The organism is Cupriavidus sp. HE11, from assembly GCF_056097175.1.
The window spans coordinates 2,828,365-2,850,539 of record NZ_CP184464.1 but is presented as its reverse complement, the minus strand read 5'-3'; the positions used below and the strand labels follow the sequence as shown (position 1 = coordinate 2,850,539).

The window sequence follows — 22,175 nt, the reverse complement described above, 5'->3', positions numbered from 1 at the left end:
TCAGCGCACCATGCAAGGCATCTTGTTGTTGAACTTCCAGTTGGGAATCAGGAACTGCATGGCGATGGCGTCGTCGCGCGCGCCCAGGCCCTTTTCCTGATAGAGGCGGTTGGCACGCGCCAGCGCGTCCATGTCCAGTTCCACGCCCAGGCCCGGCGTCTTCGGCACCTGCACCAGGCCGCCTTCGATCTTCAGCGGATTGCGGGTCAGGTGTTCGCCGTCCTGCCAGATCCAATGGGTATCGATGGCGGTGACGCGGCCCGGCGCGGCGGCGGCCACGTGCGTGAACATCGCCAACGAGATATCGAAGTGGTTGTTCGAATGCGAGCCCCACGTCAGGCCCCATTCCGAACACATCTGCGCCACGCGCACCGACCCCTGCATGGTCCAGAAGTGCGGGTCGGCCAGCGGAATGTCCACCGACTGCAGGCGCACCGCGTGGCCCATCTGGCGCCAGTCGGTGGCGACCATGTTGGTAGCGGTCGGCAGACCGGTGGCGGCGCGGAATTCGGCCATGATCTCGCGGCCCGAATAACCGTCCTCGGCGCCGCACGGATCTTCGGCGTAGGCCAGGATGCCGTGCTTGTCGCGGCACAGGCGGATGGCGTCCTTCAGCAGCCAGCCGCCGTTCGGGTCCAGCGTGACGCGCGCCTTGGGAAAGCGCTCGTGCAGCGCGATGATCGCTTCCATTTCCTCGTCACCGCTCAGCACGCCGCCCTTGAGCTTGAAGTCGTTGAAGCCATAGCGCTCGTAGGCGGCCTCGGCCAGGCGCACCACGCCCTGGGCATCCATCGCCACTTCATTGCGGACGCGGAACCATTCGTTGTCGCCGTTGGGCTCGGTACGGTAGTCGAGCGTGGTCTTCTTGCGGTCACCCACGTAGAACAGGTAGCCCAGCATTTCCACGGCTTCGCGTTGCTGGCCTTCGCCCAACAGCGCGGCCACGGGCACCTGCAGGTGCTTGCCCAGCAGGTCCAGCAGCGCAGCTTCGAGCGCGGTGACCGCGTGGATGGTGATCCGCAGGTCGAACGTCTGCAGGCCACGACCGCCGGCATCGCGGCTGGCAAACTGTTCGCGCACCTTGTTCAGGATGGCCAGGTGCTGGCCGATGCCCTGCCCCACCACCAGCGGGCGGGCGTCCTCCAGCGTCTTGCGGATGCTCTCGCCGCCCGGCACCTCGCCCACGCCGGTGTTGCCCGCGCTGTCCTTCAGGATGACGATGTTGCGGGTGAAGTAAGGGCCATGTGCACCCGACAGGTTCATCAGCATGCTGTCGTGGCCCGCCACGGGCACCACGGTCAGCTCGGTCACGACGGGCGCGACATGCGATTGGCCCACGGCTTGGGAAGTTGCGTTCATGTGGATGGTCTCCGAGTCCTGGTATCTAGGCCGCCGGGATCGCGCTCCCCCTCATGTGTGTGGAAATGCGCCCTGCTGTCTTCTGCTCATACGCTAATATATTAGCTGACCGATGCGATGGCGCTGTCGTGCTGCCACAACGGTTGCACGCCTGCAAGTTGCTGTGCGTTATCGGTCGTCGTATGACTTATGACGCAGTATAATAAGCGCGTACCTGCGCGGTCAACATTGCCGCCGTCAGGGTCATCCCCACAATGGTTCCAACACCTGCCCGCCCATGTCCAACGCTTCGATGACTTCGCCCGCTCCCCTGCGCCGCCGTGGCCGCACGCTTGCTGAAGAAGTGGTCGGCAATCTGACCGAGAGCATCCAGCAAGGCCAGCTCAAGCCGGGCGACAAGCTGCCGACCGAATCCGAGATCATGGCCACGCTCGGCGTGAGCCGCACCGTGGTGCGCGAAGCGCTATCGCGCCTGCAGGCCAGCGGCCTGGTGGAAACGCGCCACGGCATCGGTACCTTCGTGCTGAATCGCCCTATCGAGACCCATTCGCCGTTCCGCATCGATCCGTCGGCGATGGTCACGGCCATGGATGTGCTGGCGATGCTCGAATTCCGCGTGAGCCTGGAAGCCGAGGCCGCCAGCCTGGCCGCCACGCGCCGCAGCGACGAACAGCTGCGCGCCATCCGCCGCGCGCTCGACGACATGAAGCGCAACGCCTCCGAAGGCAGCGACGCGGTGGGCTCGGATTTCGAATTCCACCTGTCGATCGCCCGCGCCACCGGCAACCGCTACTTCACCGACATCATGGGCCACCTGGGCACCATGGTGATCCCGCGCAGCCGGCTGCAGGTGAGCCAGCCCGAGCGCGAGCAGTACCTGGAGCGCGTGAACTTCGAGCACGAAAGCATCTTCGATGCGATCGAACGGCGTGATCCCGAAGCCGCCAAGGCGGCCATGCGCATGCACCTGACCAACAGCCGCGAACGCCTGCGCAAGGCGTCGGCGGCGGCCGGATCGCCGGCCTGAGACCGATGCATCGCCTGACCATTTCCGGGGTGGGCGATGCGGTTGCGAGCCGCCCCGCGATGTCATATGATGTCTTACGACGAGTTGCTTGACGACAATTCCGGGGCGAGACGCACTGCTGCTGCAATTTCATGACAGCCACCCTTGGCTGCCTTTGCCTTGCGTGACGGTGTTCTGGCCGTCCTTTCCAAATTTCCCGCAGGACCCAAGATCATGACGATGACTGGCGAAATGCTGATCGGCGCCACCGCCGTTCGCGGCACCGAAACCACCTTTTACGGCATCAATCCGGCCACGGGCGAAAGCCTGGAGCCCGCATACCAGGGCAGCACCGCAGCCGATGTGGATCGTGCCTGCGCACTGGCCGAAGCCGCGTTCGACACCTATCGCGCCACCTCCCCCGAGCAACGCGCCGCATTCCTGGAATCGATCGCCGCCGGCCTGGAGGCCCTGGGTGACGAACTGATCCAGCGCGCCCATCTGGAAACCGCCCTGCCGATCGCCCGCCTGCAAGGCGAACGCGGCCGCACCGCTGGTCAGCTGCGCCTGTTCGCACGCGTGCTGCGTGACGGCCGCTGGCAAGACGCCACGCTCGACAGCGCCCTGCCCGAGCGCACCCCGCCGCGCCCCGACCTGCGCATGCAGCGTATCGCCGTAGGTCCGGTGGCCGTGTTCGGCGCCAGCAACTTCCCGCTGGCCTTCTCGGTGGCCGGTGGCGATACCGCCTCGGCACTGGCCGCTGGCTGCCCGGTCGTTGCCAAGGCACATCCGGCGCATCCGGGTACATCGGAACTGGTGGGTCGTGTGATCCAGAAGGCCGTGGCCGATGCCGGCCTGCCCGAAGGTGTGTTTTCGCTGGTGCAAGGTGTGGGCAACGCCATCGGCACGTCGCTGGTGGCGCATCCGGCAATCCAGGCCGTGGGCTTCACGGGCTCGCGTGCCGGTGGCCTGGCGCTGATGAACGTGGCCAACAGCCGCCCGGTGCCGATCCCCGTCTATGCGGAAATGAGCAGCATCAACCCGGTGTACCTGCTGCCGGAGGCACTGGCCGCACGCGGCGAGCAGATCGCCCGTGACCTGATCGATTCGCTGGTGATGGGCGTTGGCCAGTTCTGCACGAACCCCGGCCTGCTGCTGGCCATCGAAGGCCCGGCCCTGGAAAAATTCCGCGCCACCGCGCATGCCGCCCTGACCGGCAAGCCGGCCGCCACCATGCTCACGCCGGGCATCCACACCGCCTTCGAGCGCGGCGTGGCGCAACTGTCGGAAATCTCGGGACTGAGCCGTGCGGCCTGCGGCATCGACGCCACGGGCCCGAACCAGGCCCGCCCGGTATTCTTCGAAACGTCGGCCGACAAGTTCGTGGCCGACCACCGGATGCATGCCGAAGTGTTCGGCCCGTCCACCGTGCTGGTGGTCTGCAAGGACGCCGACGCCCTGGTGGCCGTCACTCGCGTCCTCGAAGGCCAGCTGACCGCCACGGTGCAGGCCGATGCCGGCGACCAGGCCGTGGCCGCGAAGCTGCTGCCCGCACTGGAACGCAAGGTAGGCCGCATCCTGTTCAACGGCTTCCCGACCGGCGTGGAAGTCTGCTTCGCGATGGTTCACGGCGGCCCGTTCCCGGCCACCTCGGACACGCGCACGACGTCGGTGGGCACCACGGCACTGGATCGCTTCCTGCGCCCGGTCTGCTATCAGAACTTCCCGGCCGCATTGCTGCCGGAAGCGCTGAAGGACGGCAACCCGCTGAAGCTGTGGCGCCTGAAGGACGGCGAACTCGGCCACGCCTGATCCGCGGCTGCCGCCCCAATGAGAAACGGCCACTACGTGGCCGTTTTTTTTATGCTTGCGCGGATCAGGTGCTGGCCGCTCAGGCCGCCACGCGATCCTTCCGCGGTGCCGCCACGGGCGCCGGCCCGATGGTTGCCACCGGAGAGCTGGCCGGCGGCTGGATCACCGGCGCCGTGCCCCGCGAGCGGCCCGAGCTCAGGTAGTCGGCAATCGATTCCTGCGTGACTTCGCCCAGGTAGACGCCTTCTGCGTCGATCACCGGCAGCCAGCTCGTGTTGTGCTGGTACATGCGCGACAGCACGATACGCAGGTGCTCGTCGAACGCGGCCGTGGTCGTGAACTGGCGCATCACGTCGGCGCAGTTGCCGCCCCTGGACAGCGCATTGCGCACGTCGCGGCGCGTCACGTAGCCCAGCGCGCGCTGCGCGTCATCCACCACGGGCAGGTGGCTCACGTCGGCATCGTCCATCACGCCGAAGGCTTCGGCCAGCGTCATGTCGGGGCGGCTGCTCGGCGGCATCGTGGCCGCGTCGCCGGCGCGCACCAGCAGCAGGCGCTTGAGCGTGTTGTCGTGCCCCACGAAGGCCTGCACGAAGTCATCGGCCGGATGGGCCAGCAGCGCATCGGGATGATCGAACTGCACCAGCCGGCCGGCACGGAACACGGCCACCTTGTCGCCCAGCTTGATGGCCTCGTCGATATCGTGCGACACCATGATCACGGTCTTGCCCAGCTGGCGCTGCATCTGGAAGAACTCGTTCTGGATGCTTTCGCGGTTGATCGGGTCCACCGCGCCGAACGGCTCGTCCATCAGCAGCACTGGCGCGTCTGCGGCCAGGGCACGGATCACGCCGATACGCTGCTGCTGGCCGCCCGACAGCTCGCGCGGATAGCGCTTGAGCATCTTGTCCGGGTCCAGCTGCACCATGCGGATCAGTTCCCGCGCACGCTCGCGGCACTGCTTCTTGTTCCAGCCCAGCAGGCGCGGCACGACCATGATGTTCTCTTCGATGGTCATGTTCGGGAACAGGCCGATCTGCTGGATCACGTAGCCGATCTTGCGGCGCAGCGTCACGCCGTCAATGCCGGTGGTGTCCTCGCCGTCGATGCGCACGGTGCCCGACGTCGGCTGGATCAGCCGGTTGATCATCTTGAGCGTGGTGGTCTTGCCGCACCCGGACGGCCCCAGGAACACGCAGATCTCGCCGCGCGGCACGGTCATGCTGACCTCGTTCACGGCACGCACTTCGGTGCCGTCTTTCTGCGGGAAGGCCTTGGTGAGTTTGTCGAGTTCAATCATTGTCGGATTCCTTTCGGTGTCAGGGCACGCTGCAGGGCCTGCAGCGCAACGTCGGCCACGATGGCGAGCAGGCTCACGAGAACGGCACCCACGGCAAGCTTGCTCATGTTGCTCTGGCTGATCGCCTGCAGGATCAGCACGCCCAGGCCACCGGCGCCGATGATGGCCGCAATGGTGGCCACGCCGATGTTCATGACCACTGCCGTGCGCACGCCACCCAGGATCACGGGCACGGCCAGCGGCAGGTCCACCAGGCGCATGCGCTGCCAGGTGGTCATGCCAATGCCTCGGCCCGCTTCCTGGATGCCGTCATCGACATTGGTCAGCGCGGTGTACGTGTTGCGCATGATCGGCAGCAGCGAGTACAGGAACACGGCCGTCACGGCCGGCACGTAGCCCAGCGCGTGGCCGAAGCGCGCGAAGATCGGGATCATCAGCCCGAACAGCGCGATCGATGGCAGGGTCAGCACCACCGTGGCCAGCGCCAGCAACGGCGTAGCCAGGAAACGGTGGCGCGTGATCAGGATGCCCATCGGCACCCCGATGACGATAGCCATGCCCACCGCGGAGCCCACCAGCGCAAGATGCTCGGCGGTCAGGCGCAGCAGCGTCGGCCAGCTATGGTGAAGGTAAGTCAGCAGATCCATGCGGCGCTCCTCAGATCAGGCCGTGGCTGCGCAGGAAGTCGCCTGCCACCTTGTCCACGGGCTGCTGGTCGATGTCGACCTTGTAGTTCATGTCGGTCATCGCCGCGTTGTCGAGCTTGCCCGCCAGCGCGTTGAGCAGGTCGGCCAGTTCGGGGTGCGCGTCGAGCACCGCCTTGCGGACCACGGGCACCGCGTTGTACGGCGGGAAGTAGTGCAGGTCGTCCTCCAACAGCACGAGGTCGAAGCCCTTCACGCGGCCATCGGTCGTGTAGACCAGGCCCAGGTCCACCTGGTTGTTCCTGAGCGCGGTGTAGACCAGGCCCGGATCGAGCTGGATCACGTCCTTGCGCGTGAACGGCAGCTTGTACACGCCCTTGAGCGGCTCCAGGCCGTCGGGGCGCGCGGCGAATTCCATGTCCACGGCCAGCGGATGCTTCTTGTCCTCGCCCTCGGCGCGCATCTTCTCGGCATAGGCCGACAGCGTGCGGATATTGCCGGCGCGTTCCTTCGGCATGGCGAACGCGTAGGTGTTGTTGACCTGCGAGGCATCGAGCCAGACCAGCCCCTTGGCCGCGTCCAGTTCCTTCACGCGCTTGTAGCTCTCGGGGCCGTCGAGCTTTTCCTCGACCTTGTTGAACACGATCAGCGCGGTGCCGGTGTAGTCCCACACCACGTCGAGCTGGCCCGATTCCATCGCCTGGCGCATCAGCGTGCTGCCCAGGCCCGATGTCAGCGTCGTGTCGATGCCCTTGGCCTTCAGGTACTGCGTCGTCATCGACGACAGGATCAGCTGTTCGGTGAAGTTCTTGCCGCCCACCCGCACCGGGCCCGCGCCTTCCTGCGCGCGCGCCGGTGCCGTGCACAACAGCAGCGCAGCCAGCCCGATGCCGATGACGGTGGCCAGCCAGAACACGCGGCCTTCCGCCAGGCGATTCACGGATTTGAATTTCATACGACTCCTCACTGCGCCAGTCCGCGACGACGCAGGTAGACGTGGCCGGCGGCGGCGAACAGCGCGTCCAGCGCCAGGGCCAGCAGCGCGGTAGCGGCGGCACCCAGCAACAGCAACGGCTGGTTGTTCAGGTAGATGCCCGGGAAGATCAGTTCGCCCAGGCTGTTCGCGCCAATCAGGAACGACAGCGGCACCGTGCCCACGTTGATCACCAGGCTGATGCGCACGCCGGCCAGGATCACGGGCAGCGCGTTGGGCAGTTCCACGCGCACCAGGCGCTGGCACGGCGTCATGCCGATGCCGCGCGCGGCTTCCTTGAGCGCCGGCGATACGGTGCGCAGCCCTTCGTAGGTGTTGCGCACGATCGGCAGCAGCGAGGCCAGCCACAGCGCCAGGATCGCCGGACGCTCGCCGATGCCCAGCACCGCCAGCGCCAGCGCCAGCACGGCCAGCGACGGCACGGTATTGCCGATGTTGAACACCTGCATGAGGCGGTCGGCCCAGCGGCGCATGCACGGCCGGCTCAGCGCGATGCCGGCCGGCACGCCGGTCAGCAGGGCCAGCGCCATCGAGATCGCCACCAGGCGCAGATGGTCGGCCACGTCGTAGAACAGGCGGTCCTGGTACTGGCGGATGACGTCAATGCCGATCCACGCGACCAGTCCGGCCAGCGCAACGGCAACGACGCCCCCCCAGGCCAACGCCCGGATGGTTCGTTTTGACATATTTCCCCTCTCCAACCCCGACGCGGCAAACCATGCGAAATGCATGAATCACCACATCCCGGATGCGGAAAACAAAAGGGCCGGCGGAAATGTCGATGGGGGTGCCCGCCGGGGCCCTGGTTCAGATTGCCTTGCCGCCATGACCGGCACGATTGCCAGCGGACGGACTTTTGGGTGTGGCACCGGCCTGGAGGCCAGCGAAACACCCGATTGATGGGGTCCAGGCATGAAGCCCAAACCCGCAGGAGCGGCGCAACCCTGAGGGGTTGGCCAGTGGCGGCGACTGATGTCGTGTCAAAACGCGCTTTCGGTATGGCGCCGCCGGTCAATCGGCCGTTGCCAGACAACGGATCGCGGGGGTTCGGCGTACTGGCCGGCCCATCGCAATTATTGGCAACGGATGACAAAGAGACCGCTATTCTACACAACTTCTGCGATCCTGTCATCTTCACCGTTTCCATCTCCGAAATAACGGGATTTCGCGGGAAAATTCCGAGCCAGGATTCGTTGCACCCATGACGCCGATTCTGGCTGTCTCGTTCTATCCACGAAACAATCTGTTGCCCGCCAGCCCTCTACCGCTTTATCGCCAAACCCTTAAATTGAGGGGGTAGACACGACGGCCCGACGACATCGATCCAGGCCGTCCCAACAGGAGATTCGACATGACCGCCCGTATCGCCACCGTTCCGACCACCGCCACGGAAACCGTGCAGCGCTCGCGCACCGTGGATCGCGTGGTTCGCGGCATCGCCACGTCCGACGGGGCCGGCGTCAAGCTGACCCGCGTGCTGACGCAGAACCTGCAACGCCGGCTGGACCCGTTCCTGATGCTCGACGCCTTTGGCACCGACAACAAGGACGACTACATCGGCGGCTTCCCCGATCATCCGCACCGCGGCTTCGAGACCATCACCTACATGCTGGCCGGCCGTATGCGCCACCGCGACAGCGCCGGCCATGAAGGCCTGCTGGAAAACGGCGGCGCGCAGTGGATGGTGGCGGGCTCCGGCGTGGTGCATTCGGAATTGCCCGAGCAGGAAGACGGCCGCATGGAAGGCTTCCAGCTCTGGCTGAACCTGCCGGCGGCGGACAAGATGACCACGCCCTGGTATCGCGACATGCCGGCAGCGGCGATTCCCACCGTGGAACTGCCGTCGGGCGGCACCGTGCGCGTGCTGGCCGGCGCCTCGCATGGCGTGGCCGGCGCCGTGACGCGCCCGGTCACCCAACCGCTGTACCTGGACGTGCATCTGCCGGCCGGCCAGTCGTTCGCGCAGGCCCTGCCGGCCGGGCATAACGCCTTTGTCTATGTGTATCGTGGCGCCGTGACGATTGGCGACGCCGTGGTGGAAGCCCAGCGCATGGGCGTGCTGGACAATGCCGGCGGGTCCGACGGGGTGGTTGTCACCGCCGACGAGGACACCCGCTTCCTGCTGATCGCGGGCCAGCCGCTGAACGAGCCCATCGCGCAGTACGGGCCGTTCGTGATGAACACGCAGGACCAGATCTACCAGACCCTGGCCGATTTCCGCGACGGCCGGTTTGCGACGATCCCTGCCAGCGCCGCCTGACACACGCACTGATCCGGGTCAACCCTGACCGCCGCCCTGCCCTGACCGGCAGCGCGGCGGTTTTTCTTTGCGGGTGTGGCCGGCACGCGACTTGCAACCTCCCGGTATCCGTTGTGGGGCACGGCTGGAGGCCCAAAGTGGTCCGCCCGACCCCCACGCACTTATATAATCCACTCAAAATTCCGGGCATCACGCATTCATGATGATGACGACCTGGCGCGCGGCGATGCTGCGCCACGCACAGCCGTTGTCACGTGCCTGAACAGAACGTTGCTGCCACAACAATTCGAGCCGCCTCAGTGACATCACAACTACCCCCCAGGCTGGCGCTTGCGCATATCACCAAGCGCTATCCCGGCGTGACCGCCAACGATGACGTCAGCCTGACCGTCGCCCCGGGTGAGATCCACGCCGTCCTTGGCGAAAACGGCGCCGGCAAGTCCACCCTGATGAAGATCATCTTCGGCGCGGTACGTCCCGACGCAGGCGAGATGCACTTCAACGGGGCACCGGTTTCCATCGCCAGCCCGCACGATGCCCGCAACCTGGGCATTGCCATGGTCTTCCAGCATTTCTCGCTGTTCGACACCCTGACCGTGGCCGAGAACATCGCGCTGGGCCTGTCGCCCGCCGATGCCGGCAACATGAAGCAGCTGTCCGAACGCATCCGCGCCACGGCCGAGCGCTACGGCCTGCCGCTTGAGCCGCAGCGCCACGTGCACACGCTGTCCGTGGGCGAGCGCCAGCGCGTGGAGATCGTGCGTGCGCTGCTTGCCAATCCCCAGTTGCTGATCCTGGACGAGCCTACGTCGGTGCTGACGCCGCAGGCCGTGGAAACGCTGTTCGTCACGCTGCGCCAGCTGGCCGCCGAGGGCACCAGCATCCTCTATATCAGCCACAAGCTCGATGAAATCCGCGCGCTGTGCCACCACGCCACCGTGATGCGCATGGGCCGGGTGACCGGCAACTGCGACCCGCGCCAGCAAAGCGCGGCCGAGCTGTCGCGGCTGATGATCGGCGGCGAACCGCCGCGCGAGGCCCGCGTGGCCACCGAACGCGGCGCGGTAAAGCTGTCGGTGCGCAACCTGTCGATGCCGCGCGCGCATCAGTTTGCGACGGAACTGCAACAGATTGCGCTGGACGTGCATGCCGGCGAGATCGTCGGCATCGCCGGCGTGTCGGGCAACGGCCAGCAGGAACTGCTGGCGGCGCTGTCTGGCGAAGATGCACGCACGGCCGGTGCCGCCATCGACCTGGACGGCAAGCCCGTGGGCCGGCTCGATGCACGCGGCCGCCGCCGCGCGGGCCTGGCCTTCGTGCCCGAGGAACGGCTCGGCCGTGGCGCGGTGCCGGGCATGAGCCTGGCGTCGAACATCTGGCTGTCGCACCAGATGCCCCCCTATGTGCAGGGAGGCATGGTGTCGCCCAAGGCGGCCGAAGGCCTGGCGGCCGGCATCATCAACCGCTTCCGCGTCAAGGCGAGCGGTCCCGCCGCGCTGGCGCGCAGCCTGTCCGGCGGCAATCTGCAGAAATTCATCGTCGGCCGCGAGATCGAGGCCAGCCCGAAGGTGCTGATCGTGGCGCAACCCACCTGGGGCGTCGATGTCGGCGCGGCCGCGCAGATCCACAACGAGATCCTGTCTCTCAAGGCCGCCGGCTGCGCGGTGCTGGTGGTATCCGAAGAACTCGACGAACTGTTCGCGATCTGCGACCGCTTGCACGTGATCGCCAAGGGTCATCTGTCGCCGTCGATTCCCGTGGAAACCGCCACGCGCGAGCAGGTGGGCCTGTGGATGAGCGGCCTCTGGGAAGGCGGGCCGGCCAGCCGGCAAGGCAACGCCGCCGAGGAGGTGCCGAGCCATGGCTAAAGTGCTATCTCCCATTGTGCTGGCCCCGCGCGGCGTGCCGTCGCGCCCGATGGCCTATGCCTCGCCCGTATTCGCCCTGGTGCTGACGCTGCTGTTCGGCGCGCTGCTGTTCCTGGCGCTGGGCAAGGACCCCGTGGCGGGTCTCAAGGTGTTTCTGGTCGATCCGCTCAAGGACAAGCGCGCGATTGGCGAGGTGCTGCTAAAGACCGTGCCGCTGGTGCTGTGCGCGCTTGGGCTGTCGGTCTGCTACCGCGCCAACGTCTGGAATATCGGCGCCGATGGGCAGCTGATTGCCGGCGGCATCCTGGCCGGTGCCACGGTACTGTGGTTCGACACCCCTGGGTCCACCTGGAGCGGCCCGGCGGTGCTGGTGCTGGCCTCGCTGGCCGGCTGCGTCGGCGGCATGCTCTGGGCATCGCTCACGGCGCTGCTCAAGGATCGTTTCAACGCCAACGAGATCCTGGTGTCGCTGATGCTGACCTACGTCGCCCAGCAGTTGCTGCTATGGGTGGTCAACGGCCCGCTGAAGGACCCCAACGGCATGAACTTCCCGCAGTCGAAGGTGTTCTCGTCGATGTTCCTGCTGCCCAACCTGCTGCCAGGGTCGCGCCTGCACATGGGCTTTGCCGTGATGCTGGTGCTGGTGGTCATCATGACCGTGTTCGTGTTCCGCAGCTTTGCCGGCTACCGCCTGCAGGTGGGTGGCACCGCGCCGCTGGCCGCGCGCTATGCCGGCTTCTCGTCGCGCAGCGCGCTCTGGACGGCGCTGATGATCTCGGGCGCCTTTGCCGGCCTGGCCGGCGCATTCGAGGTGACCGGCCCGATCGGCCAGCTGCTGCCGTCGATCTCGCCCGGCTATGGCTTTACCGCGATCATCGTGGCCTTTGTGGGCCGGCTGCATCCGGTGGGTGCCGTGTTCGGCGGCATCGTGATGTCGCTGTTCTATATCGGCGGCGAAATGGCGCAATCGCGCCTGGGCCTGCCGTCGGCACTGGGCTGGGTGTTCCAGGGCATGCTGCTGTTCTTCCTGCTGGCCTGCGACACACTGATCGACAACCACCTGCGCTGGCGCGCACGTGCCGCCTGATCCGGAGCCGACAACAATATGGAACAACTTGCTCCCCTGATCGCCACCGCGATCAACGCCGGCACCCCGCTGCTGCTGGCTGCGCTGGGCCTGCTCGTCAACGAGCGCGCCGGCGTGCTGAACCTTGGCGCCGAAGGCATGATGCTGGTGGCCGCCGCGTTCGGCTTCATGGTCGGTTACCAGACGCAATCGCCGCTGCTCGGCTTTGTCGCCGGGGCCGGTGCCGGCATGCTGATGGCGACGCTGTTCTCGTGGCTGGCGCTGGTACTGGCCACCAACCAGGTAGCCACGGGACTGGCGCTGTCGATCTTCGGCACGGGCCTGTCCGCATTCATGGCGCAGCGCTTTGTCGGCTATGCGATGCCGGCCAGGGCCAGCGCCATTCCGGGGCTGGCCGATATCCCGTTTATCGGCCCGGCGTTCTTCCAGCATCACTGGATGGTCTATTTCAGCCTGCTGCTGTGCTTTGCCATCATGTGGTTCCTGTTCCGCACGCGCGCCGGCCTGACGCTGCGCGCCATCGGAGAGTCGCCAGAATCGGCGCATGCACTGGGCTATCCGGTGCGCTGGATCCGCTTTGGCGCGCTGCTGTTCGGCGGCGCCTGCTGCGGGCTGGCCGGGGCCTATCTGTCGCTGGTGTACACGCCGATGTGGGTGGAAAACCTCGTGGCCGGCCGCGGCTGGATCGCGCTGGCGCTGACCACCTTCGCCACCTGGCGGCCGGGACGCGTGCTGGTGGGCGCGTGGCTGTTCGGCGGCGTGACGATCCTGCAGTTCTACCTGCAGGGCATTGGCGTGTCGGTGCCGTCGCAGTTCCTGTCGATGCTCCCGTACATCGCGACAATCGTGGTGCTGGCCCTGATTTCGCGCAACCCGGCCTGGATCCGCCTGAACATGCCCGCGTCGCTGGGCAAGCCGTTCCGTCCCGGCAGCGCCTGAACACCGCTGAACACCCCTGTACCGCATCACCGAAGTCTTAAAAAAACAGCAGTATCCGAAGTACAACCACATCACAGAAGACGTCTTACTAGGAGAGATCGAATGATCGTGACACGCAGGACCACGCTGGCGGCCTTGGCCGCCACCGCCGTGCTGGCCCTGGCCGGCTGCGGCAAGAAGGAAGCCGAGAAGCCGGCCGAGACCGCCGCGCCGGCATCCGCCCCCGCCGCTGCCACCAGCGAACCGCTGAAGGTGGCCTTCGTCTACATCGGGCCGGTGGGCGACGCTGGCTGGACGTACGCGCACGACGCGGGCCGCAAGGCCGTGGAAGCCAAGTTCGGCGACAAGGTCAAGACCACGTACGTGGAGAACGTGCCCGAGTCCGCTGCCGACGCCGAGCGCGTGTTCCGCGACCTCGCAAGCCAGGGCAACAAGCTGATCTTCGGCACCACCTTCGGCTACATGGAATCGATGCTGAAGGTCGCCAAGGAATTCCCGGACGTGAAGTTCGAGCACGCCACGGGCTTCAAGACCGCCGACAACCTGGCCCAGTACGACGTGCGCACCTATGAAGGCGCGTACCTGGCGGGCGTGGTGGCCGGCAAGATGAGCAAGACCGGCAAGATGGGCGTGGTGGCATCGGTACCGATTCCCGAAGTGATCCGCAACATCGACTCGTTCACGCTGGGCGCCCGCTCGGTGAACCCGAAGGCCACGGTCAAGGTGGTGTGGGTCAACAAGTGGTTCGATCCGGGCAAGGAACGCGAGGCCGCCACGACGCTGATCGGCCAGGGCGTTGACATGCTGATGCAGAACACCGACTCCGCCGCAGTGGTGCAGACCGCGCAGGAGAAAGGCGTGTACGCATTCGGCTGGGACAGCGACATGAGCAAGTTCGGCGAGAAGGCCCACCTGGCGGCATCGGTGATCTCGTGGGGCGTCTACTACAACAAGGTGGTGGAAGACGTGCTCAACAACCAGTGGAAGAACAGCACCATCTGGTGGGGCCTGAAGGAAGGCATGATCGACCTGAAGGGCTTCAACGCCGTGGTGCCGGAAGACGTCAAGGCGCTGGTGGAAGAGCGCAAGAAGGGCATCGTCGACGGCAGCGCGCCGATCTGGAAGGGTCCGATCAAGGACAACGCCGGCAAGGAACAGGTGGCCGGCGGCGCCGTGGCCGACGACGCCTTCCTGCACAACGTCAAGTTCTACGTCGATGGCGTGGAAGGCAACGTGCCGGGCTGATTGACGCCTGCCGGGCTGTAGCCCGCTCTCCCCTCCTGCCGGTACATCGCCCGGCGGGAGGGGAGAGAAAACAACAGGAACTTGAATCCGCTTTCATCGGCCCAAGCTACTCGTTCATGCCCCGCTGAACGTGTGACCAAGGAGGCCCATCATGTGGAAGCGACTGTCAGCCCTGTGGACGCTGGTGCGGCGCGACGGCCGGCTGTTCTGGTTTGCCCTGCGCCACCCCGACGCACCGCCCTGGCTCAAGCCGGCCGCGTTCGGCCTGCTGTGCTACGCGATCTCGCCGATCGACCTGATCCCCGATTTCATCGCCGGACTCGGCATCGTGGACGACATGGTGATCATTCCGCTGGCCGTTCACCTGATCCTGAAGCGCCTGCCGCCGCACATCCTGCGCCAGGCGGAAATGCGCGCCACCGCCACCACGGTCAGGCCGCGCTGACGCAGGTTCCTCCAGGGATCGCCCAAAGAAAAACCGCTGCCGAAGCAGCGGTTTTTTCATTTGCGCGTGACTGAGGCTCAGGCCTTCGGCACGAAGCAGTGCCGCGCCAGTTCCACCACCATCAGCTCGGCCGTCGCCAGGTTGGTGGCGCACGGCACGTTGTGGACGTCGCACGCGCGTACCAGCGCGTTGATGTCCGGTTCGTGCGGCTGCGGGGTCATCGGATCACGCAGGAAGATCACCGCCGTCACCCTGCCCTCGGCCAGTTGCGCGCCGATCTGCAGGTCGCCGCCCCACGGGCCGGACAGCATGCGGGTCACCTCCAGTCCGGTCTCGGCCGCGATGCGGCCGCCCGTGGTGCCCGTGGCCAGCAGATCGCACCGGGCCAGGAAGTCGCGATGGCGGCCGGCAAAGGCCACGATGTCGTCCTTCTTGTGATCGTGTGCAATCAGCGCGATGCGCGGCCGGGGCTCCTGCACGGTTTCCGACGTGCCCATCAGAACGTCCCCGGGTAGGCGCCGCCGTCCAGCAGCACGTTCTGGCCCGTCATGAAGGCCGCCTGCTTGCTGCACAGGAACGCGCAGGTGGCGCCAAACTCGGCAGGTTCGCCAAAGCGGCGGCTCGGGTTGGCGGCCGCGCGGCGCTTCGCCATTTCCTCGATGCTGATACCGGCCTTCTGGGCGCCGCCTTCCATCGTCTTCTTGAGACGGTCGGTGTCGAACGGTCCCGGCAGCAGGTTGTTCACGGTCACGCCGTGCTGCGCCACTTCACGCGCCAGGCCGGCCACGAAACCGGTCAGGCCCGAGCGGGCGCCGTTCGACAGGCCCAGCACGTCGATCGGCGCCTTCACCGCGCCGCTGGTGATGTTGACGATGCGGCCCCAGCGGCGCGCGATCATGCCATCGATGGTCGACTTGATCAGTTCGATCGGCGTCAGCATGTTGGCGTCCAGCGCGGCGATCCACTCGTCGCGGCCCCAGTCGCGGAAGTTGCCCGGCGGCGGGCCACCGGCGTTGTTCACCAGGATGTCCAGGTCGCCCAGCTTTGCCACGGCGTCCAGGGCCTGCTTTCGGCCTTCAGGCGTGGTGATGTCGGTGGCCACCGCGATCACGCGACGGCCATAGCGGGCGCGCAGGTCGGCGGCGGCCTTTTCCAGCGCCTCGGCGCCACGCGCCACGATCACTACGTCGACGCCTTCCGCCGCGAGCGCATCGGCACACGCCAGCCCAAGCCCCTTGCTGGCGCCGCACACCAGCGCATGCTTACCGCGCAGTCCAAAATCCATGGCTTCTCTCTCCTTCCTTGGTTGGTTCTCTTCGAATCAGGTGTTTCAGGCCTTCCGGCTCGACAGCAGATACATGCCACCCAGCACCAGGCCGCTGCCCGCCAGCTGCACGCCCGTGACCGGCTCGCCCAGCAGCCAGAACGCCAGCGCCAGCGTCGAGACCGGGCCGACCATGCCGGCCTGCGACGCCATCGGCGCACCGATGCGCGCCACGGCGATCATCGTCAGCGACACCGGCAGCACGGTACAAAATACCGCGTTGATGACCGACAGCCACAGCACCGGCGCCGGCTGCGCCAGTTCGGCCAGTGGCCGGCCCAGCACAATGTACTGGATCACGCAGCACAGCGTGGAGACGCACATCGCATAGGCCACCAGCCGCAGCGACCCCACCCGCTTGACCAGCTCGCCGCTCAGAATCAGATAAACACCATACGACATCGCGCTTGCCAGTACCAGCGCGCCGCCCAGCCATACCTGGTCGCCACTGACGTCGAGATCGTGCGCGAACACCAGCACGATGCCGGCATAGGCCAGCAGCAGCGACATCCACTGGCGCGCATGAATGTGCCGGCGGAACACCAGCGCCGTGACCAGCAGGACGAACGAGGGTGTCAGGAACAGGATCAGCCGCTCCAGCCCGGCCGTGATGTACTGCAGGCCCAGGAAATCGAGGAAGCTCGACAGGTAGTAACCGATGAAACCGAGGAACACCACCCGGGCGCGATCGGCCCAGGACAGCGACGGCAGCTTGCGCGCCTGCCACCAGCCGATTGCCATGAACAGCGGCACCGCAAACAGCATGCGCAGCGTGATGACCATCACGGCATCCACGCTGTAGCGGTACATCAGCTTGGCAACGATGGCCTTGGCGGAAAACAGCACGGCGCCGACGGCCGCGGTGGCAAGTCCGACGCGCTGTGCCACAGGCACTTCGGCGGACGGGGAGAGAGACTTCTGGGAAGCAGGCACGGGGACGCGGGAATCTGGACGCCGGGCCGCACGCGCGACAACGCAGACGGCACGGCGGAACCCGCCGATTGTATGTCAAAAGGCGCCAGCGCTCAGGACGCCGCCCCGGCGCGCCAGGACATCCGGCGACAATGCCTGCTTTCCCATACAATGGCTCGCGCCTGACTACGCACCGCCATGGTGCGCAGCCGGCCTTATAACAACATTCCGGAGACTCCCGAGCCATGTCGTTCCAACGCATTGCCCGCCATCGCACGACCCGCCGTAGCACTACCACCCCGCGCCGCGCCTTCCTGTCCGCCACCGCCCGTACCGCGCTGGCGGCTTCCGCCCTGTCGCTGCTGGCCGGCGCCGGCGGCGCCCTGGCAGCCGACGCGTTCCCGAGCAAACCCATCCGCTTCGTCGTGCCCTACGCGGCCGGCGGCACCACCGACCTGGTGGCGCGCACCGTCGGCCAGCGCGTGGCCGAGAAGCTGGGCCAGCCCGTGGTGATCGAAAACCGGCCCGGCGCCGGGGGCAATATCGGCATGGAGGCAGTCGCCAAGGCACCCGCCGATGGCTACACGATCGGCTTTGGCGCCATTTCGACCAACGCGCTGAACCCGCACATCTACAAGCACGTGCCGTTCGATCCGCGCCGCGACTTCACGGCCATCAGCCTGCTGGGCACCTCGACCATCGTGCTGGAAGTGGGCAACGACCTGCCCGTGAAGACCGTGCCGGAACTGGTCGCCTATGCCAAGGCACATCCGGGGCTGACCTATGCCACGGCCGGCACCGGCACGTCGATGCACCTGGCCGGCGCGATGTTCTCGCAGATGACGCAGACCGGCCTGGTCCATGTGCCTTACAAGGGCAGCAGCCCGGCCATCAACGACATGCTGGGCGGCCATATCCAGGTGATGTTCGACAACCTGCCCGCGTCGCTGCCGCACATCCAGGCCGGCAAGCTGCGCGCGCTGGCCGTGGCGGGCAAGACGCGCTCGCCGTCGCTGCCCAATGTGCCCACGCTGGCCGAGGCCGGCCTGCCCGGCTACGCCGTGGAGCCGTGGTTCGGCGTGTACGGCCCGGCCAACCTGCCCGCACCGGTGACCCAGGCACTCAACGCGGCCTTCGTCGAAGCCCTGGCCCGCCCCGACGTACGCGACAAGCTGGCCCAGGCCGGCTTCAACCCGAAGGGATCGAGCGCCGCCGAACTGCAGACGCTGACGCAAAGCGAGTACGACCGGTTCGGAAAGGTCGCAAAATCGGCGGCGATCACGGTGGACTGACCGGCCGCCCGGCTCGCTCGGCCCGGCGCGCATCCATTACAATCGCGCTGCATCGGGCCCTCTCGCCTCGGAGAGGGCCCCTACCGTATTCGCCGAGCCCGCCATGAAACAGGATCCCCGCTTTCCCAATCTCTTCATCCTCGATCACCCACTGATCCAGCACAAGCTGTCGCACATGCGCGACAAGGAAACGTCGACACGCACGTTCCGCGAACTGCTGCGCGAGATCACGCTGCTGATGGGCTACGAGATCACGCGCAACCTGCCGCTGACCACGCGCCGCATCGACACCCCGCTGGTGGAACTGGACGCTCCCGTCATCGCCGGCAAGAAGCTGACGATCGTGCCCGTGCTGCGTGCCGGCGTGGGCATGAGCGACGGCCTGGTGGAGCTGATTCCGTCGGCCCGTATCGGCCACATTGGCGTGTATCGCGACGAGCAGCACCGCCCGGTGGAATACCTGGTGCGCCTGCCGGACCTGGAAGACCGCTCGTTCATCCTGTGCGATCCGATGGTTGCCACCGGCTACTCGGCCGCGCATGCGGTGGACGTGCTCAGGCGCCGTGGCGTGCCGGAGGATGCCATCACGTTCGTGGCGCTGGTGGCCGCGCCGGAAGGCGTCGAAGTGTTCCAGCAGGCGCATCCGGGCGTGAAGCTGTTCGTGGCGTCGCTGGACAGCCACCTGGACGAGCATGCCTACATCGTGCCGGGCCTGGGCGACGCGGGCGACCGCCTGTTCGGCACCAAGAACTGATGTCGATCCGGCGTCGATCCGACGTCGGCTGACGGAGGTTGACCCCGGGGCGCTTGATGCGCCTCAATATTCATGGGGGCGGGCTGATCCAGACTGGTATGCCGTCTACGGCATATTCCAAGCAAGGAGCCACCCCATGGAAGCACTGAAGATCCTGACATCCACGGCAACCGGCCTGGCGAGCCTGGCCGTCATCGCATTCATCATCGGCATGGCGGCGTTCTACGCCTGCCTGTTCGCCCGCAAGGCGCGCGAGGATGCGGAAGCCGCACGACGCGGCGCCGACTGAGCCGACCGCAGCATCAAGCAAAACGCCCGGGTACTTGCCCGGGCGTTTTGCTTTTGCTTCCGGCCTGCCGGCTACTTTTTCTTGCCGCCGCCCAGCAGGCTGCCCAGCACGCCGCGAATCAGTTCTCGCCCGACCTGCGACCCTACCGTACGCGCCGCCGACTTCGCCACCGATTCCAGGATCGAGTCGCCGCGCCCCGTCTTGCCCGTGCCGCGCGTCAGCGAGCCCCAGACTTCGCCGACCCAGCCGCCCTCTTCCTGCGCCGGGGCGCCGGGCTGCGCGCCAGGCTTGGGCGGAACCCTGGCATCGGCCGGCGTGCCGTTGGTGGCCTGCGCCACCCCGCCACGCAGCTTTTCGTAGGCCGACTCGCGGTCGATGGTCTGCTCGTAGGTGCCGGCCACCAGCGAACTGGCGATCAGCGCGCGCCGTTCGTCATCGGTGATCGGGCCGATCCGGCTGCCTGGCGCCAGCACCCAGGCGCGTTCGGTCACGCCCGGCGTGCCCTTGGCATCCAGGCACGACACCAGCGCCTCGCCCACACCCAGTTCGCCGATCACCTGCTCCAGGTCCAGCTTCGGATTGGCCCGCATGGTCGTGGCCGCCACCTTGACGGCCTTCTGGTCGCGCGGCGTGAAGGCGCGCAACGCGTGCTGCACGCGGTTGCCAAGCTGGCCCAGCACGGTGTCGGGGATATCCACGGGGTTCTGCGTCACGAAGTACACGCCCACGCCCTTGGAACGCACCAGCCGCACCACCTGCTCGATCTTGTCCAGCAGTGCCTTGGGGGCGTCGTTGAACAGCAGGTGCGCCTCGTCGAAGAAGAACACGAGCTTGGGCTTGTCGAGATCGCCGGCTTCGGGCAGCTTTTCGAACAATTCCGATAGCATCCAGAGCAGGAAGGTGGCATAGAGGCGCGGCGCATTCATCAGCTTGTCGGCCGCCAGGATATTGACCACTCCCTGGCCCTTCTCGGTCTGGATGAAGTCGTCCAGGTTCAGCATCGGCTCGCCGAAGAACTTGTCGGCGCCCTGCGATTCCAGCGCCACCAGGCCGCGCTGGATGGCGCCGATCGACGCCGACGAGATATTGCCGTACTCGGTGGTGAACTGGCTCGCGTTGTCCCCCACGTACTGCAGCATCGCGCGCAGGTCCTTGGCATCGAGCAGCAGCAGGCCGCCGGCATCGGCAATGCGGAACACCAGGTTCAGCACGCCCTGCTGGGTATCGTTCAGCTCCAGCATGCGCGACAGCAGCAGCGGGCCCATGTGCGACACCGTGGCGCGCACCGGGTGGCCCTTTTCGCCGAAGACGTCCCAGAGCGTGGTCGGGCAGCCACCCCAGGCCGGCTCGGGCAGGCCGTGTTCCGCCAGGCGGGCCTTGAGCTTGTCCGACGGCTGGCCCGGCTGGGAAATGCCGGTCAAGTCACCTTTGACATCGGCCATGAACACCGGCACGCCCAGCCGCGAGAAGCCCTGGGCCAGCGTCTGCAGCGTGACGGTCTTGCCGGTGCCGGTGGCGCCCGTGATCAGGCCGTGCCGGTTGCCCATCTCGGGCAGCAGCACCAGTTCGTGGTCAGGGTTCTTGGCGATGAGGATGGGATCGGCCATGGCGGAGTCTCGTCAGTCGGCGGTCAGGGCAGGAAAACAGGTGCGGATCGGGTGCGGGCGGGGCAAACAACCCATACATGGCACTGCGGGGCGGCAGGGGCGCGTGATAAAATCCTGCGCTGATTATAGCCAGCAGATTGGCACATCAATCACATGGCGTGGCCGCCGGATCGGCAGGATTCGTCCCAGAGACCCATCCGGAACCGGCCCCGCCGGCGCAATGCCGCCGGGTTCCAACACCACACGACACGTTTTCCGCTTCGGAGAGAAACATGGCCGGTCATTCCAAATGGGCCAACATCAAACACAAGAAAGCTGCCGCTGACGCCAAGCGCGGCAAGATCTGGACACGCCTGATCAAGGAAATCACCGTGGCCGCCAAGCTCGGCGGCGGTGACATCGATTCGAACCCGCGCCTGCGCCTGGCCATGGAAAAAGCCATGGACGCCAACATGCCCAAGGACAACATCCAGCGCGCGATCCAGCGTGGCGTGGGTGGCCTGGAAGGCGCCAACTACGAAGAAATCCGCTACGAGGGCTACGGCCTGGCCGGCGCCGCGATCATCGTCGACTGCCTGACCGACAACCGTACCCGTACCGTGGCCGAAGTGCGCCACGCGTTCTCGAAGCACGGCGGCAACATGGGCACCGAAGGCTCGGTGGCGTTCATGTTCACGCACTGCGGCCAGTTCCTGTTCTCGCCGGAGACGCCCGAGGACAAGCTGATGGATGCCGCGCTCGAAGCCGGCGCCGACGACGTGGTGACCAACGACGACGGTTCGATCGAAGTCACCAGCCCGCCCAACGATTTCGGGGCGGTCAAGGCTGCGCTGGAAGCGGCCGGCTTCAAGGCCGAACTGGCCGACGTGGTGATGAAGCCGCAGAACGAGATCAGCTTTACCGGCGACGACGCCGTCAAGATGCAGAAGCTGCTGGACGCGCTGGAAAACCTGGACGACGTACAGGAAGTCTTCACCAACGCGGTGATCGAGGAATAAGTCCTCGCGCCGCGCCCCACGGCGGCAGCCCGGATCACGA

General features: G+C 66.5%; 21 protein-coding genes. 12 read left to right on the top strand and 9 right to left on the bottom strand.

Annotated elements, in window-relative coordinates; translation table 11 throughout:
• A complete protein-coding gene (gudD, locus tag ACOABP_RS13200; protein WP_474225505.1) occupies positions 1 to 1,359 on the bottom strand; it encodes a glucarate dehydratase in 1,359 nt (452 codons plus the stop codon).
• 277 nt (positions 1,360 to 1,636) lie between these two features.
• Between gudD and ACOABP_RS13195 the strand changes: the two genes are divergently transcribed.
• The gene (locus ACOABP_RS13195; RefSeq protein WP_474225504.1) at positions 1,637 to 2,386 is read left to right on the top strand and encodes a FadR/GntR family transcriptional regulator; all 750 of its coding nucleotides are present in this window, start codon (positions 1,637 to 1,639) and stop codon (positions 2,384 to 2,386) included.
• A 213-nt stretch (positions 2,387 to 2,599) separates the two neighbouring features.
• Complete coding sequence (locus tag ACOABP_RS13190; RefSeq protein ID WP_474225502.1) at positions 2,600 to 4,177, top strand: aldehyde dehydrogenase (NADP(+)); 1,578 nt, start codon at positions 2,600 to 2,602, stop codon at positions 4,175 to 4,177.
• A gap of 79 nt (positions 4,178 to 4,256) precedes the next feature.
• On the opposite strand, the gene ACOABP_RS13185 is transcribed toward ACOABP_RS13190, so the two are convergent.
• The 4 genes from ACOABP_RS13185 to ACOABP_RS13170 are packed head-to-tail and all read right to left on the bottom strand — an operon-like array spanning position 4,257 to position 7,801.
• On the bottom strand, positions 4,257 to 5,477 hold the full coding sequence (locus tag ACOABP_RS13185; protein ID WP_474225500.1) for an osmoprotectant ABC transporter ATP-binding protein OsmV: 1,221 nt from the start codon (positions 5,475 to 5,477) through the stop codon (positions 4,257 to 4,259).
• On the bottom strand, positions 5,474 to 6,124 hold the full coding sequence (locus ACOABP_RS13180; protein ID WP_474225498.1) for an ABC transporter permease: 651 nt from the start codon (positions 6,122 to 6,124) through the stop codon (positions 5,474 to 5,476). Before ACOABP_RS13180 ends, ACOABP_RS13185 begins: the two co-directional genes overlap by 4 nt.
• Positions 6,125 to 6,134: 10 nt before the next feature.
• Complete coding sequence (locus ACOABP_RS13175; protein WP_474225496.1) at positions 6,135 to 7,076, bottom strand: glycine betaine ABC transporter substrate-binding protein; 942 nt, start codon at positions 7,074 to 7,076, stop codon at positions 6,135 to 6,137.
• Between the two features lie 8 nt (positions 7,077 to 7,084).
• Positions 7,085 to 7,801, bottom strand: a complete 717-nt coding sequence (locus ACOABP_RS13170; RefSeq protein WP_474225494.1) for an ABC transporter permease — start codon at positions 7,799 to 7,801, stop codon at positions 7,085 to 7,087.
• 665 nt (positions 7,802 to 8,466) lie between these two features.
• Here ACOABP_RS13170 and ACOABP_RS13165 point away from each other — a divergent pair.
• The 6 genes from ACOABP_RS13165 to ACOABP_RS13140 all read left to right on the top strand — a co-directional run bounded on the left by ACOABP_RS13165 (position 8,467) and on the right by ACOABP_RS13140 (position 14,959).
• A complete protein-coding gene (locus ACOABP_RS13165) occupies positions 8,467 to 9,375 on the top strand; it encodes a pirin family protein (RefSeq protein WP_474225493.1) in 909 nt (302 codons plus the stop codon).
• Positions 9,376 to 9,674: 299 nt separating this feature from the next.
• On the top strand, positions 9,675 to 11,243 hold the full coding sequence (locus tag ACOABP_RS13160; protein WP_474225492.1) for an ABC transporter ATP-binding protein: 1,569 nt from the start codon (positions 9,675 to 9,677) through the stop codon (positions 11,241 to 11,243).
• Positions 11,236 to 12,330: an ABC transporter permease gene (locus tag ACOABP_RS13155; protein WP_474225491.1), complete on the top strand. Its 1,095-nt coding sequence runs from the start codon at positions 11,236 to 11,238 to the stop codon at positions 12,328 to 12,330. Before ACOABP_RS13160 ends, ACOABP_RS13155 begins: the two co-directional genes overlap by 8 nt.
• Positions 12,331 to 12,348: 18 nt before the next feature.
• Positions 12,349 to 13,269 carry an ABC transporter permease gene (locus tag ACOABP_RS13150; RefSeq protein ID WP_474225489.1) on the top strand — a complete coding sequence of 307 codons (921 nt, stop codon included), beginning with the start codon at positions 12,349 to 12,351 and terminating at the stop codon, positions 13,267 to 13,269.
• 102 nt (positions 13,270 to 13,371) lie between these two features.
• The gene (locus ACOABP_RS13145) at positions 13,372 to 14,514 is read left to right on the top strand and encodes a BMP family ABC transporter substrate-binding protein (RefSeq protein ID WP_474225488.1); all 1,143 of its coding nucleotides are present in this window, start codon (positions 13,372 to 13,374) and stop codon (positions 14,512 to 14,514) included.
• A 151-nt stretch (positions 14,515 to 14,665) separates the two neighbouring features.
• Entirely contained in the window at positions 14,666 to 14,959 is a 294-nt protein-coding gene (locus ACOABP_RS13140) for a YkvA family protein (protein WP_474225487.1), read from the top strand.
• A 77-nt stretch (positions 14,960 to 15,036) separates the two neighbouring features.
• Here ACOABP_RS13140 and ACOABP_RS13135 read toward each other — a convergent pair whose 3' ends face one another.
• Genes ACOABP_RS13135 through ACOABP_RS13125 form a run of 3 tightly spaced genes read right to left on the bottom strand, consistent with a single transcriptional unit; the run spans position 15,037 to position 17,177 of the window.
• Positions 15,037 to 15,456, bottom strand: a complete 420-nt coding sequence (locus ACOABP_RS13135; protein WP_474225486.1) for a methylglyoxal synthase — start codon at positions 15,454 to 15,456, stop codon at positions 15,037 to 15,039.
• Positions 15,456 to 16,244 carry an SDR family oxidoreductase gene (locus ACOABP_RS13130; protein ID WP_474225485.1) on the bottom strand — a complete coding sequence of 263 codons (789 nt, stop codon included), beginning with the start codon at positions 16,242 to 16,244 and terminating at the stop codon, positions 15,456 to 15,458. The genes ACOABP_RS13135 and ACOABP_RS13130 overlap by 1 nt, the downstream gene beginning before the upstream one ends.
• 45 nt (positions 16,245 to 16,289) lie before the next feature.
• A complete protein-coding gene (locus ACOABP_RS13125) occupies positions 16,290 to 17,177 on the bottom strand; it encodes a DMT family transporter (RefSeq protein WP_474227834.1) in 888 nt (295 codons plus the stop codon).
• Between the two features lie 263 nt (positions 17,178 to 17,440).
• Here ACOABP_RS13125 and ACOABP_RS13120 point away from each other — a divergent pair, with 263 nt between their 5' ends.
• From ACOABP_RS13120 to ACOABP_RS13110, 3 genes are all read left to right on the top strand, one after another.
• Positions 17,441 to 18,487 carry a Bug family tripartite tricarboxylate transporter substrate binding protein gene (locus ACOABP_RS13120; protein WP_474225483.1) on the top strand — a complete coding sequence of 349 codons (1,047 nt, stop codon included), beginning with the start codon at positions 17,441 to 17,443 and terminating at the stop codon, positions 18,485 to 18,487.
• A 103-nt stretch (positions 18,488 to 18,590) separates the two neighbouring features.
• Positions 18,591 to 19,241, top strand: coding sequence for a uracil phosphoribosyltransferase (upp, locus tag ACOABP_RS13115; RefSeq protein WP_066739081.1), 651 nt, complete (start codon positions 18,591 to 18,593; stop codon positions 19,239 to 19,241).
• Positions 19,242 to 19,377: 136 nt separating this feature from the next.
• Entirely contained in the window at positions 19,378 to 19,530 is a 153-nt protein-coding gene (locus ACOABP_RS13110) for a DUF3149 domain-containing protein (RefSeq protein WP_066739082.1), read from the top strand.
• A gap of 71 nt (positions 19,531 to 19,601) precedes the next feature.
• Here the strand turns inward: ACOABP_RS13110 and ACOABP_RS13105 are convergent, their stop codons facing one another.
• Positions 19,602 to 21,137: a helicase HerA-like C-terminal domain-containing protein gene (locus ACOABP_RS13105; protein ID WP_474225482.1), complete on the bottom strand. Its 1,536-nt coding sequence runs from the start codon at positions 21,135 to 21,137 to the stop codon at positions 19,602 to 19,604.
• A 272-nt stretch (positions 21,138 to 21,409) separates the two neighbouring features.
• Between ACOABP_RS13105 and ACOABP_RS13100 the strand changes: the two genes are divergently transcribed.
• Positions 21,410 to 22,135, top strand: a complete 726-nt coding sequence (locus ACOABP_RS13100; protein ID WP_474225481.1) for a YebC/PmpR family DNA-binding transcriptional regulator — start codon at positions 21,410 to 21,412, stop codon at positions 22,133 to 22,135.
• Positions 22,136 to 22,175 lie beyond the last annotated feature (40 nt).

Bases quoted from the DNA above. Each gene is read 5' to 3' on its own strand.
- gudD (WP_474225505.1), bottom strand. From the start codon at position 1,359: ATGAACGCAACTTCCCAAGCCGTGGGCCAATCGCATGTCGCGCCCGTC.
- ACOABP_RS13195 (WP_474225504.1), top strand. From the start codon at position 1,637: ATGTCCAACGCTTCGATGACTTCGCCCGCTCCCCTGCGCCGCCGTGGC.
- ACOABP_RS13190 (WP_474225502.1), top strand. From the start codon at position 2,600: ATGACGATGACTGGCGAAATGCTGATCGGCGCCACCGCCGTTCGCGGC.
- ACOABP_RS13185 (WP_474225500.1), bottom strand. From the start codon at position 5,477: ATGATTGAACTCGACAAACTCACCAAGGCCTTCCCGCAGAAAGACGGC.
- ACOABP_RS13180 (WP_474225498.1), bottom strand. From the start codon at position 6,124: ATGGATCTGCTGACTTACCTTCACCATAGCTGGCCGACGCTGCTGCGC.
- ACOABP_RS13175 (WP_474225496.1), bottom strand. From the start codon at position 7,076: ATGAAATTCAAATCCGTGAATCGCCTGGCGGAAGGCCGCGTGTTCTGG.
- ACOABP_RS13170 (WP_474225494.1), bottom strand. From the start codon at position 7,801: ATGTCAAAACGAACCATCCGGGCGTTGGCCTGGGGGGGCGTCGTTGCC.
- ACOABP_RS13165 (WP_474225493.1), top strand. From the start codon at position 8,467: ATGACCGCCCGTATCGCCACCGTTCCGACCACCGCCACGGAAACCGTG.
- ACOABP_RS13155 (WP_474225491.1), top strand. From the start codon at position 11,236: ATGGCTAAAGTGCTATCTCCCATTGTGCTGGCCCCGCGCGGCGTGCCG.
- ACOABP_RS13150 (WP_474225489.1), top strand. From the start codon at position 12,349: ATGGAACAACTTGCTCCCCTGATCGCCACCGCGATCAACGCCGGCACC.
- ACOABP_RS13145 (WP_474225488.1), top strand. From the start codon at position 13,372: ATGATCGTGACACGCAGGACCACGCTGGCGGCCTTGGCCGCCACCGCC.
- ACOABP_RS13140 (WP_474225487.1), top strand. From the start codon at position 14,666: ATGTGGAAGCGACTGTCAGCCCTGTGGACGCTGGTGCGGCGCGACGGC.
- ACOABP_RS13135 (WP_474225486.1), bottom strand. From the start codon at position 15,456: ATGGGCACGTCGGAAACCGTGCAGGAGCCCCGGCCGCGCATCGCGCTG.
- ACOABP_RS13130 (WP_474225485.1), bottom strand. From the start codon at position 16,244: ATGGATTTTGGACTGCGCGGTAAGCATGCGCTGGTGTGCGGCGCCAGC.
- ACOABP_RS13120 (WP_474225483.1), top strand. From the start codon at position 17,441: ATGTCGTTCCAACGCATTGCCCGCCATCGCACGACCCGCCGTAGCACT.
- upp (WP_066739081.1), top strand. From the start codon at position 18,591: ATGAAACAGGATCCCCGCTTTCCCAATCTCTTCATCCTCGATCACCCA.
- ACOABP_RS13110 (WP_066739082.1), top strand. From the start codon at position 19,378: ATGGAAGCACTGAAGATCCTGACATCCACGGCAACCGGCCTGGCGAGC.
- ACOABP_RS13105 (WP_474225482.1), bottom strand. From the start codon at position 21,137: ATGGCCGATCCCATCCTCATCGCCAAGAACCCTGACCACGAACTGGTG.
- ACOABP_RS13100 (WP_474225481.1), top strand. From the start codon at position 21,410: ATGGCCGGTCATTCCAAATGGGCCAACATCAAACACAAGAAAGCTGCC.